Genomic DNA, 11,795 nt, shown 5'->3' with positions numbered 1-11,795 from the left:
ATTTGAGAACATTATTTATTACTCATTATCGCCACGTCCATCTACATTTGAATCATCATCATCCGTTGCGTTTTGGTCGATGGTCAATTGCTCGAACATGGCTTCGGTGTCCTGTACATCGGTTTCGGCCTCACAAGAGTAGAATCCAACCGTTAATAATGCCACTGCTAAAATGCTAAGTACTTTTTTCATAATGATAGGTTTTATGGTGTTGTATTAAGTTTATGGTGCTAAAGTACAGGGCATTTTAAGCCGGGAAGGTATAAATACGGAGGGCGTAGTATTCTAACATAGTCTGTTAGAATTTTGCGGTAATCTGCAAGAATTTTGCTAATTAAGGGCCTTTGAGGTCGTTTTGGAGAGCATTTCCTTTAATTGGTCTACCTTGTCCTTATAGGTCTTGGAAAAGGGCAGTTCTTCCTCTTCGCCATGGTTGAGACTGCAAATGGACTTTCCGTAATTGATACGGGAAACATAACGACTGTTGAGGATATAGCTCTGGTGGACCCGTATAAAATCCTTGGGGAGTTTTTCCTCAAAAGATTTCAAGGTCTTAAAGGCACTGATCACGGTTCCATCCTTCATATAAAAATCCGTGGTGTTGTTGTCGGATTTAAGGTATAGGATGTTTTTGGTGTCCAAATACCGGTAGTCCTTGTAGGACTTTAAACAAATCGTGGACGGTGCGTCCTGCTGTGGGTACAGTTTTCTTAAGCGAAGTATCGTCTTCCGGATGTCGAATTCGTTATGGGGCAAGATCCAATAATCAAAAAAACCGCTTTTAATTGCGTTATAGGCGTACTTTTTGGTTTTGGCATATCCTATTATAATAGGTAGCGTTTGCATGTACTGGTTCAGCTCGGTAACCATCTGAAAGTAATCCATGCCATCTTCACCAAGGTTGATGAGCACCAGATCCGGGTTGTATTTTAAAATGGAATTGAGACCGGCGGAAGCATTCGTGTCCACTCCGGCACTCACCAAATCGTCATACTCATCCAAATAAAGCTGCAACTGAAGCTTTGAGGTCGCATCGGGGTCGATTATGTTGTAGGTGTATTCCATGTGCAATTTGCTGATTGCAAGTTACTAACGCGCATAAAAAACTCATTGCAGTTTTCCCTTAAAAAAACTATGGGTTTCTCCTTAAATGGGGCTATTTTCCTACAGTTTTCCATAAAAAATCGTTAAAACGACCTTAACTGTAATTTTACTTACGTTTTTATTGCCCAGTTTTTTGTTGGGCCCAAACGCAAAAAAATAACTGTTTTACGATATGGAATTTGGGAAGGTCCGGAATGTGAATGTGGTCAAGGTTGCGTGTAGTTGGTTCAACAAATAGGTTTAGTTTATGTTTGGTTCACTACTATATTACAACTTGTTGCTTCCCTCTCAAAATTTTGAGCAAGGGTTTTTTGGGATGTGGCCCTATATTTCGATGAAATACAGTGTTTTAATGCATTTACTTGCGGTTTACTGCATAAAAAGAGCTTCAATTTCTTCCGGAACCCGTTTGGGCCGAAAGGTTTTGGCATCCAATAGACACCATTCCGTAATGGCTTTCACCAATAGTTCGTCCGTTTCTTTGTTCTTGATTTCTACGATGCGAGTGGAAATTGGTCCTTTATTTTTCGCTATGTAAGTGTGCATTAATATGGTGTTGCCCAACACGGCGGATTTATGGTAAGTGATATTATGGTTTCTAACCACCCAAATCAAGGATTTTTGTACCTCGTCGGAGGTAACGTGTGTCCAATGTTTTTTGGAAATGTCCTGAATCCATTCCACATACCTAATATTGTTTACGTGGTTCAGGTCATCCAAATCGTTCGGGATAACATCAAAAGCTTCGGAATAGGTCTTCATTACTCTTTTTTACGGATTTTGACCTCAAAAAGGGTATCCCAGTTTTTGCCGGTGACAAAAAAGGTTTTTCTTTCTGGATGATAGGCCACTCCATTGAGTACGGAGTTTCCCTCGTCCCAATTAGGGCCTTTTTTTACCTTGTTCTTGAGTCCGCCAAAGTTGATGACCCCTTCAATGGCCCCTGATGTGGCATCGATGATCATCATGCTTTCCTTTTGGTAGACGTTGGCGTAGATCTTGCCATCAACGTACTCCAACTCGTTGGCCATGTTAAAAATGGATTTGTTGGTGGCCGTTTCAATATAGCCTTGTTCTTCCAAGGTTTCCGGGTCAAGGAACCATATCTTCTCGGTCCCGTCGCTTTTGAAGATTTTATCGCCATCGTTGCAAAGGCCCCATCCCTCGCGACTTTTACCATAGGTAAAGTTTTTGATCTTTTCTAAATTGGAGATGTCATAAACAAAACCCATCCCACTTTGCCATGTAAGTTGATATAATTTGTCGTTTATTATGGTAATGCCCTCACCGAACACGGAGGCATCCATGTCAATTTGCTGAAGGATCTCGCCCGTTTCAAAATTCACCTTTCTAACGGTAGAGGCACCGCGTTTACCGGTGCTTTCGAACAGTGTATCTCCATAAAACTCCAAGCCTTGGGTGTAAGCACCCGTATCGTGTGGATAACTATTGATGATCTCGTAGGTGAATACTTCTGGGGCAGTGGCGGCCAATAATCTCAAATCCTTTTCAACCTCCACTGTTTTTTCCTCGATTTTAAACTTGGCCACCAATGTTTTGTTGCCCAAAGTTGGCACATCCAAGGTCAATTTTCCATTTTCAACGGCGAGTTCCTTTCCATCCAAATAATAATGTAGATCGGAAATTTCGATGTCCTTTTTGTTCTTCAGCGCTACACCTACCTTTTGGTTTTGCTGTATGGCCTTGTTTTCCAGTTGAATGGAAAAATGCTTGGCCGGGTCGGCACTTCCCCCGCATGCCAAAAAGAAGAGCAATGCCCCTGATATGGATAAAAGTTTGCCCATTGTTCTTATTGCTTGTGTCATAAATCGTTAATCGTGAAACACCGAAATTAAGAATCAATTGGGATTGCCACAAATATAAAAGGTCGTATATTTGCACTTGGCAAGTCCTACACGACCAGCTCCTGCAGAATCCCCCAGGGCGGGAACGCAGCAAGGGTATGCGGTCGTAGCGGTGCGATGTAGGTAGCTTGCCTTTTTTTGTACCCAAAAATCAGATGATCATGGATAAAAAAGTTGTACTGATCACCGGCGGTTCTTCAGGTATTGGTAAATCCATCGGAACGTATTTGTCCCAAAAAGGATTTATTGTTTACGGTACTACGCGAAATCCAAATAACTACCCAGACTTTAAGGCATTTGAACTTGTTCAATTGGACGTGAAGGATGTGGTAAGCATCCAAAATGCCGTTTCACATATCATTTCCAAAGAAAATAGATTGGATGTGCTCATCAACAATGCAGGGGTGGGCATCACTGGGCCGATAGAAGAAACTCCGCACGAAGAGATTCTTCACGTTTTTGACACCAACTTCCACGGCCCCGTACACGTGATGAAGGCCGTTTTGCCGCAAATGCGCAAACAGGGCGGGGGAGCCATCATCAATATAACATCCATTGCAGGCTATATGGGATTGCCCTATCGTGGGTTCTATTCTGCCACAAAAGGTGCTTTGGGACTCATTACCGAGGCGCTGCGCATGGAGACCAAAGATTTTGGGATAAAAATAACCAACGTAGCTCCCGGAGATTTTGCCACAAATATCGCGTCGGGCAGGTACCATTCCCCGGTAATCAAGGGGTCTGCCTACGAGGAAAAGTATGGTCAAACCCTAAAAGGAATCGATCAGGATGTGGACGGTGGGGGGGACCCCATCCAAGTGGCCGAGGCGGTTTACAAGATCATCAACCAGAAAAATCCTAAGGTGCACAACCCGGTTGGGGCATTTTTACAAAAGTTTTCCCTTAGGTTAAAGAAGATTTTACCCGACAAAGTCTACGAAAAATTACTCCTCAACCATTATAAGTTGTAATTTTACACGTATTAGTGAACCAATTATAAATACTTAGAAATGAAGTTTTTTATTGATACTGCCAACCTTGATCAAATTAAGGAGGCCCAAGAACTGGGCGTGTTGGATGGTGTGACCACCAACCCTTCCCTTATGGCGAAAGAAGGTATTACAGGAAAAGATAATATTTTAAAGCACTACGTGGACATCTGCAACATTGTTGATGGTGATGTTTCCGCGGAAGTGGTTTCCACCGATTTTGATGGAATGGTGAAAGAAGGGGAGGAACTAGCGGATCTGCACGAGCAGATCGTGGTAAAAGTTCCCATGATCAGGGATGGTGTAAAAGCACTGAAATATTTTTCGGATAAAGGCATTCGTACCAACTGTACTTTGGTGTTCTCACCAGGACAGGCGCTATTGGCCGCCAAAGCCGGGGCAACTTATGTTTCCCCTTTCTTGGGCAGATTGGACGATATTTCCACCGATGGTCTTAACTTGATCGCGGAAATCCGTTTGATCTATGACAACTACGGGTTCGAGACCGAAATATTGGCCGCGTCCATCCGTCACACCATGCACGTGATCGATTGTGCCAAATTGGGTGCCGATGTTATGACAGGGCCATTATCATCTATTGATGGACTGTTGAAACACCCATTGACCGATATTGGATTGGCCAAGTTCTTGGAAGATTACAAGAAAGGCAATTCCTAATCCAGATTCTAAAAAGTAAAGAAGGGCCCTGAATGAAAATTCGGGGCTTTTTTATTTAAAGTGATGTGTAAAGGTTGGCGAACCCATCGACAACAACGGTATCCTTGGCAATAACACACTTATTGAGCCCATCGATGATCATGGCCATTTGCAGCTCTTTAAAGTTCTCCCCAAAGAATTGTTTGGATTTGTCCATTTTGTACTCATCCATCAATTGCTTCCATTGTGCGGAATTGGTCCTTACATTGATCCCGATAAAGTTATAGTTCGGGTATTTTCCTTTAAGCGAGAGAATATGCTTGTTAACGTTTTTAAAATGCGTTTTTTGGTCAGCGGTCCAAAAGTAAAACACCGTGTTCTCCTCATGGTTTGCAAGTTTTTTAAGGGAAACTTCTTCTCCGTTAAAGTTTTTGACCATTATATTGGGCAACGTTGTGTTGGGCTGTAAATTTTTGATTCCGTTGTACAATAGCTCAATTTCCTCCTTATGCTCTGGATTGGACGAAAGCGATTTGAATTTTTCGATAAATACGGTGGCCTCCTCACTGGGGGTGTGCTCCCTTAGTAGGTAATCCATGGCAACATTGCGGAAGAGGATGTCCCTTAGTTCCGTTTGTTTCACCATACTGTCCACCAAGTTCAACTTGTGTTTGTTGAAATGCAATCGGTCAACGACCGGCTTTTTATCGGTAGAGCAATCCTCTAAGCAGGTCATGTAGGCCATATTCCCAAAATGCCATTTCATAAAATCGAAATAGGGCCTAAAGTAAGTCAGGTCCTTATTGTTGAACTGGATATTTTTGCGGTAACTATAAAACTCGTCCTCAAGGTCGTGAATGGTCTCCTCTCCGGTTTTTTTCTTGTGGTAAAAGGGGTATTTTTCCTTGCTGATGTAGGTATTGTAATCTATGGAGGCCTCGGCCATGGCCAATGCCTTGGGATGGAATTGTTCGTCGGCGTTCAACTCCTGCAACAGTGCCACCTTATTGCTGTGGAGTGAATCAATTTTTTTACTGAAATCTTCCGGGTCCAATGTGTAATAATCCTTCATCAACTCCTCTTCGCTCTCATTTTTCAAGAAAATCTCTATCAAAAAGTTATTGATTTCGCTGCCCTTGCCGGAGTAAACAAGCGATTCATCAAATTCTACTGTATTGAGACGGGCCAAAAGACTGTCTCCTTTGGATAAATACACATACTGTAGCTCAGGACTGTGGTCAAAATGATAAAGGCCATCCTCAATATTGTCAAGCTGAAAAGAAAAATGGTTCTTGTCATCGAGCTTTACGGAATCCACATAAGAATCGTTGTGATAAAGTACCACATAATCGCTTGTGGGATTCACGATTTCACCACCAAAAAAAACAGTGGTCGCATTTTCCGAAGAATCGGAACACGATACAAGAGAAGAAACAAAAGTGAGACTTAGTAGAAATCTAACCATATATAGATACCAATCTATTTGACTTTCAAATGTAAGCAACCCACCAAGCTAAACTTGTTAATGGGTAGTTAAATGTTGTTGACCGGTAGTTTTCCATCGTTCAAATATGCGTTTTAAAATTAGAATTACGAATCGTATTTAGCTACTTTTGCAAAAAATAAAGATAGTTGCATGTTATCAGTATCTAATTTATCCGTACAGTTTGGCAAAAGAGTTTTGTTCGATGAAGTCAATGTAACCTTTACCCAAGGTAACTGTTACGGCATTATTGGCGCCAACGGCGCTGGTAAATCCACTTTCTTGAAAATATTGTCCGGTCAAATAGATCCCACTTCGGGCCATGTACATTTGGAACCGGGCAAACGGATGTCCATTCTGGAACAGAACCATAATGCCTACGACGAATATCCCGTATTGGAAACCGTGGTGATGGGCAATAAGCCCTTGTTCGGGATAAAAAAGGAAATTGATGCGCTTTATGCAGACTATACGGATGAAAACGCCGAAAAAATTGGCGAGCTTCAGGTTGCCTTCGAAGAAATGAACGGGTGGAACGCCGATAGCGATGCTGCGGCAATGCTCTCCAATCTAGGAATTACGGAAGACCTGCACTACACCAATATGGCCGACCTTGATTCCAAGCTTAAGGTGCGTGTGCTTTTGGCGCAGGCCCTGTTCGGTAGCCCGGATGTGCTGATCATGGATGAGCCTACCAACGATTTGGATTATGAAACCATCAACTGGTTGGAAAACTTCTTGGCCAACTACGACAACACCGTGATCGTGGTTTCTCACGATAGGCATTTCTTGGATGCCGTTTGTACCTCTATTGCGGATATCGACTTTGGAAAAATCAACTTGTTTTCCGGTAACTATACCTTTTGGTACGAGAGCAGCCAATTGGCCGCCCGTCAACGTGCGCAACAAAACAAAAAGGCCGAGGAGAAGGCCAAGGAGCTCAATGAGTTCATTCAACGCTTCAGTGCCAACGTGGCAAAGAGCAAACAGGCCACATCGCGTAAAAAGATGCTGGAGAAACTTAAGGTGGAAGATATCAAACCATCGAGTAGGAGGTACCCCGCCATTATTTTTGACCGTGAGCGCGAAGCGGGAGACCAAATTTTGAACGTGGAAAAACTTTCTGCCACATCCGAAGATGGAGATTTGTTGTTCAAAGATGTGAACATCAACCTGGCCAAGGGCGATAAAGTTGCGATTTTATCCAAAGATTCACGGGCAACCACGGCTTTTTACGATATTATTGCTGATAAGATCAAACCTGAAAGCGGCAAATTCCAATGGGGAGTGACCACTACGCAATCCTATTTGCCCGCAGATAATTCATCATTCTTCGAAGAAAACATCAATTTAGTGGACTGGTTGCGGCAATGGGCCAAGACCGAAGAGGAACGCGAAGAAGTGTATCTGAGAGGTTTCTTGGGCAAAATGCTTTTCAGTGGTGAAGAAGCACTTAAAAAATGTACGGTACTTTCCGGTGGTGAAAAAGTACGTTGTATGCTAAGCCGAATGATGATGCTTCGCGCCAACGTGCTAATGCTGGACGAACCCACCAACCATTTGGATCTGGAAAGCATTACGGCCTTCAACAACTCCTTGAAAAATTTTAAGGGCACCATTTTGCTTACTACCCACGATCATGAGTTTGTGAACACGGTGGCAAACAGAATCATTGAATTAACGCCAAACGGTGCCATAGACCGTTACTTGAGCTTTGACGACTACATGTCCGACAAGTCCATTAAGGAGCAGCGTGAAAAAATGTATGCGGTTACCGCTTAAGCATTAAAATACTTGCTTTTCCAGATGGCGGGGTTAAAGTTTTTCCCCAAGGCAAACCCATAGAAAATCACTATGGATGCCAAGCATTTGAACATAAAAAAGTAGATGATCCAGAACTCTGCGGTACTACTTTTTTTGGAGAATAAGCCCTCGGGAACCAAAAGCGTCGCAAAGTAACTGATAGCAAGAACCACAAGAGTCAGATTGGCGATGTTCTTGAAGGGCCACGCAAAAAGTTTCCGCAAAGGATGCAGGTCGTTTCCCCATTTGTGGATCAAATAGTAATAATCGTTGCCGATGGGAGCAAACAGTAGGGGGTCGTCCTTGTCCTCCAGTTTGAACAATTTGGAAGGCGCCATAATTTTAAACCCTTTGATCTCGGTATTATGTGCAGCTTCCAACTGTTTGATTTTGGAAATCGCCTTTTGGGGAATTTTACCTTTAAAATAAGAACTGTCCAAAAAACGAAGACGGTAATCAATGCAGATTTCTTTGATTTGATCTATGTGAAAGATCTTATCTGTTTCCAAGAGGTCAAAATCAAAGTCGTTGCTACGTACTTTGTTTTTTGATTCCAATTGTTGGGAGATTTGCTCATCCCATTGTAAATCTTGCCTTAAAATTAGTTGGACCTCTGCCAAAATTTGTTCGCCATCAGCCTTTTTATTTTTGATGTGTCGAAGTCTGTGCTCAATATTTGTTCCTTTCAAAATCATGCAGTTTTTTTAGTAATCCACTCAAAGTTAAGGAATTGAATTTTTGGATGTGACCGTCGCCATAAAACATCACGTTAAGTTTCTGTTAAATGGATTTTTTCAAACTAAAATAAATAAGAAAAGTCAACAAAAAAGATGTATCTTATCGACGTTTTTGGCAGTTAATCGTGAAACCATACTAAAAAGTCCTAAAATTCGACCAACCAAATGAATACCCCCGCCACCAAATTCTTATTGGGCATCTGTTTGAGCCTTTCCTTATGTACCGTTGCCCAGAACACGGACAAGTCAATTTCCTACACCGGTAAAATGGACAATCATAAAATTCTTTTGGCAGCAGTGAACGCAACCGAGTTGGGAGCTTTGCTTCAAAAATCGGGTCCCTTCACCATTTTTGCGCCCTCAGATGCCGCCTTCGAAAAATTTTCGAACAATAAAATGAGCGATTTGATCAACGCCAAGGACAAAAGCGCGTTGAAATCATTGGTTTCCTATCACATTGTGGCAGGTCAATTAACAGCTTCGCGCATGCTTCGAGCCATTGGCAGGGGCAATGGTATTGCCAGTTTTACAACAGTGCAGGGCAAAAAGTTAACCGCCCATTTGGATGGCTACGATATTGTACTTACCGATCCAGTTGGGAACATGGCCAGGATTACGACCGCCGATTTAAATTTGGATATGGAAAATGAGGATGTGGTCCATGAGATAGACCGTGTTATCCTTCCTGCGCAAATGTGATCAACGAAGTTCGGCCCCCAGTTCTTTTTGATACTGGGCCAATAGTTTGCCCATAATCTTATCGATTTGCTTATCTGTCAGGGTTTTCTTTTCATCCATCAAGGTAAAGCTCACGGCATAGGATTTTTTCCCCTCGGGAAGGTTTTTGCCCGTATACACATCGAACAAGTTTACCTTTTTGAGCAATTTCTTTTCGGTGTTCCAAGCAATGTCGTACACTTTTTGGAACGATACAGAGTCGTCCAACAACAGGGCAAAATCCCTTGTTACCTCTGGAAACCTCGGAATTTCTTTGAACGCGACGTTTTGGGTGCTCACACACTGTAGGATGGCATCCCAATCCAAATCAGCATAAAAAACCTCTTGCTTAATATCGAACTGTTTTAAGGCAGCTTTGCCCACCAACCCCAAGGAGACCAAAACCATATTGTTTTTGGTATAGGAGATTCCTTCGGATAGATCTATGGCATGGGATAGCGGCGTTGTATTTACATCCTTTAGTCCCAAACGCTCAAAAATATTTTCAACGATTCCCTTTAAATAGAAAAAATCCGTTTTTTTGGAAGCGACCGCCCAACTGTTTTGAGTACGGTCACCAGAAACAAAAATGGCCAAATGTTGCTTTTCCGGGTGTTTTCCTTCAGTTTTATGATAGGTTTTGCCGAACTCGAAAAGTTTTAGGTCGTTTTTTTGTCTGTTGTGGTTGTAACTTACCGTTTGAAGCCCAGAGTAGAGCATGGATGTCCTCAAAACCGATAAATCGGAACTTAATGGGTTCAACATTTGAACGGCACTATCATCACCAGAGGTAATCTCCGATGAGACCAGACTATTCGTCATAATTTCATAAAAACCCTTGGAGGCCAGCATACTACCAACTATATCTTGGATTCTATAGTTTTCAAAGCGAGATGTTTTGGCGATGGAAGCATTGAGTTTTTCTTTGAAATCGATATTGTTATAGCCGTACACCCTCAATATCTCTTCGATCACATCAACTTCTCTGGTCACATCAACTCGATAGGTCGGAATGGTCAAGCCAAGACCTGATTCCGTTACGTTGTTGATTCGGATCTCCAAAGAGGATAGGATGGATTTGATCGTATCCTGGGGTATTTCCTGCCCGATCAATGAATTGATTTTGTTGAAGGTCAAGAAAACCTGTCTTTCTTGCGGCTTTTTTGGAAACAGGTCCACAATCTCCGAAGTAATGTACCCGCCAGCGATTTCCCTTATCAGAAGCGCAGCTCTTTTGAGCGCATACTTTGTCATGTTGATGTCGATACCTCTCTCAAACCTGAAAGATGCATCGGTGTTAAGTCCATGTCTTTTGGCGGTTTTTCTAATGGAAACGGGATCAAAATAAGCACTTTCCAAGAAAATGGAGGTTGTGTGTTCCGTAACGCCGGAATGGATTCCGCCAAAAACACCGGCTATGCACATTGGGCTGCCAGCATCACAGATCATAAGGTCGTCTTCGTGCAATTCACGTTCCACACCGTCCAATGTTGTGAACTTGGTTCCGCCTGGCAAGGTTTTAACCTCTACCTTATTTCCCTTTATTTTAAAAGCATCAAAAGCGTGCAATGGCTGTCCCAGTTCATGAAGTACATAGTTGGTAACGTCCACTATATTGTTTATTGGGGCCAAACCGATGGCCTTCAATCTATTTTTTAACCAGTCGGGCGAGTCTTGGACCACTAAATTGCTAATGGTGACGCCGCAATATCTGGGGGCAAGGTCACTTTCCGTAACCTCCACATCGACCTTTAAAGAGCGATTGTCTATGGAAAAATTACTTACGGAAGGGGTAACCAGCTCTTTTTGGATTTCCTTTTGTTCCAAGCCGGCCTTAAGGTCGCGTGCTACGCCAAAATGGCTCATGGCATCGGCACGGTTCGGGGTAAGTCCTATTTCAAAGACCTCATCATTTTCAATCTCAAATACTTTGGAGCAAGGAGTGCCGGGGACCAGTTCTTCATTGAGGACCATAATGCCATCATGGCTTTCACCAACACCGATTTCGTCTTCGGCACAGATCATGCCTTCGCTTACCTCGCCGCGGATCTTCCCTTTTTTGATCACCCAGGCCTCACCTTCTTTGGTGTATAGGGTAGTGCCAACGGTGGCCACTGGCACTTTTTGCCCGGCCGCAACATTGGGGGCGCCGCAAACAATCTGCAAAGGTGCTTCTTGACCAACATCTACGGTGGTTAATTTTAGTTTGTCCGCGTTCGGGTGTTTTTCACAGGTAAGTACATGGCCTACCACAATACCTTTTAAACCACCCTTAACTGATTCAAACTGGGTAATGCCCTCAACTTCCAGACCTAGATCCGTTAACAGTTCACCTGCTTTGTGAGCGTCCCAATCAATTTGCAAAAATTGCTTTAACCAGTTATAAGAAATCTTCATACCCCATTTTTAGAGGGCACAAATATATAACAATAGGGGAACA

General features: G+C 42.8%; 11 protein-coding genes and 1 other RNA gene. 5 read left to right on the top strand and 7 right to left on the bottom strand.

Annotation, left to right across the window (positions count from 1 at the left end; all coding sequences use genetic code 11):
• Positions 1 to 18: 18 nt before the first annotated feature.
• From GVT53_RS08545 to GVT53_RS08530, 4 genes are all read right to left on the bottom strand, one after another.
• Positions 19 to 192 carry a hypothetical protein gene (locus tag GVT53_RS08545; protein WP_166248260.1) on the bottom strand — a complete coding sequence of 58 codons (174 nt, stop codon included), beginning with the start codon at positions 190 to 192 and terminating at the stop codon, positions 19 to 21.
• 138 nt (positions 193 to 330) lie between these two features.
• Positions 331 to 1,065 (bottom strand): LytR/AlgR family response regulator transcription factor, encoded by a 735-nt coding sequence (locus GVT53_RS08540; RefSeq protein WP_166248259.1) that lies wholly within the window; start codon positions 1,063 to 1,065, stop codon positions 331 to 333.
• Between the two features lie 408 nt (positions 1,066 to 1,473).
• Positions 1,474 to 1,866, bottom strand: coding sequence for an acyl-CoA thioesterase (locus GVT53_RS08535; RefSeq protein ID WP_166248258.1), 393 nt, complete (start codon positions 1,864 to 1,866; stop codon positions 1,474 to 1,476).
• Positions 1,866 to 2,909 carry a glutaminyl-peptide cyclotransferase gene (locus GVT53_RS08530; protein WP_166248257.1) on the bottom strand — a complete coding sequence of 348 codons (1,044 nt, stop codon included), beginning with the start codon at positions 2,907 to 2,909 and terminating at the stop codon, positions 1,866 to 1,868. The genes GVT53_RS08535 and GVT53_RS08530 overlap by 1 nt, the downstream gene beginning before the upstream one ends.
• Positions 2,910 to 3,007: 98 nt before the next feature.
• Between GVT53_RS08530 and ffs the strand changes: the two genes are divergently transcribed.
• From ffs to fsa, 3 genes are all read left to right on the top strand, one after another.
• Positions 3,008 to 3,106: signal recognition particle sRNA small type (gene ffs, locus GVT53_RS08525), an RNA gene on the top strand.
• Positions 3,107 to 3,130: 24 nt separating this feature from the next.
• On the top strand, positions 3,131 to 3,940 hold the full coding sequence (locus tag GVT53_RS08520) for an SDR family oxidoreductase (protein ID WP_166248256.1): 810 nt from the start codon (positions 3,131 to 3,133) through the stop codon (positions 3,938 to 3,940).
• Between the two features lie 39 nt (positions 3,941 to 3,979).
• Positions 3,980 to 4,636 carry a fructose-6-phosphate aldolase gene (fsa, locus tag GVT53_RS08515; RefSeq protein ID WP_166248255.1) on the top strand — a complete coding sequence of 219 codons (657 nt, stop codon included), beginning with the start codon at positions 3,980 to 3,982 and terminating at the stop codon, positions 4,634 to 4,636.
• Between the two features lie 55 nt (positions 4,637 to 4,691).
• On the opposite strand, the gene GVT53_RS08510 is transcribed toward fsa, so the two are convergent.
• Positions 4,692 to 6,080, bottom strand: a complete 1,389-nt coding sequence (locus GVT53_RS08510; protein ID WP_240905177.1) for a TlpA family protein disulfide reductase — start codon at positions 6,078 to 6,080, stop codon at positions 4,692 to 4,694.
• Positions 6,081 to 6,251: 171 nt separating this feature from the next.
• On the opposite strand from GVT53_RS08510, the gene GVT53_RS08505 reads away from it, so the two are divergent.
• Complete coding sequence (locus GVT53_RS08505; RefSeq protein WP_166248254.1) at positions 6,252 to 7,880, top strand: ABC-F family ATP-binding cassette domain-containing protein; 1,629 nt, start codon at positions 6,252 to 6,254, stop codon at positions 7,878 to 7,880.
• On the opposite strand, the gene GVT53_RS08500 is transcribed toward GVT53_RS08505, so the two are convergent.
• Positions 7,877 to 8,596 carry a hypothetical protein gene (locus GVT53_RS08500; RefSeq protein ID WP_166248253.1) on the bottom strand — a complete coding sequence of 240 codons (720 nt, stop codon included), beginning with the start codon at positions 8,594 to 8,596 and terminating at the stop codon, positions 7,877 to 7,879. The two genes, GVT53_RS08505 and GVT53_RS08500, sit on opposite strands and share 4 nt — an antisense overlap.
• Positions 8,597 to 8,803: 207 nt before the next feature.
• Between GVT53_RS08500 and GVT53_RS08495 the strand changes: the two genes are divergently transcribed.
• A complete protein-coding gene (locus tag GVT53_RS08495) occupies positions 8,804 to 9,337 on the top strand; it encodes a fasciclin domain-containing protein (protein WP_166248252.1) in 534 nt (177 codons plus the stop codon).
• Here GVT53_RS08495 and pheT read toward each other — a convergent pair whose 3' ends face one another.
• The gene (gene pheT / locus GVT53_RS08490; RefSeq protein WP_166248251.1) at positions 9,338 to 11,752 is read right to left on the bottom strand and encodes a phenylalanine--tRNA ligase subunit beta; all 2,415 of its coding nucleotides are present in this window, start codon (positions 11,750 to 11,752) and stop codon (positions 9,338 to 9,340) included.
• Between the last annotated feature and the right edge of the window lie 43 nt (positions 11,753 to 11,795).

Source organism: Flagellimonas oceani, from assembly GCF_011068285.1.
In the GTDB taxonomy this organism is placed as follows: domain Bacteria; phylum Bacteroidota; class Bacteroidia; order Flavobacteriales; family Flavobacteriaceae; genus Flagellimonas; species Flagellimonas oceani.
The sequence above is the reverse complement of the archived record's forward strand: the minus strand, read 5'-3'. Positions and strand labels throughout refer to the sequence as shown.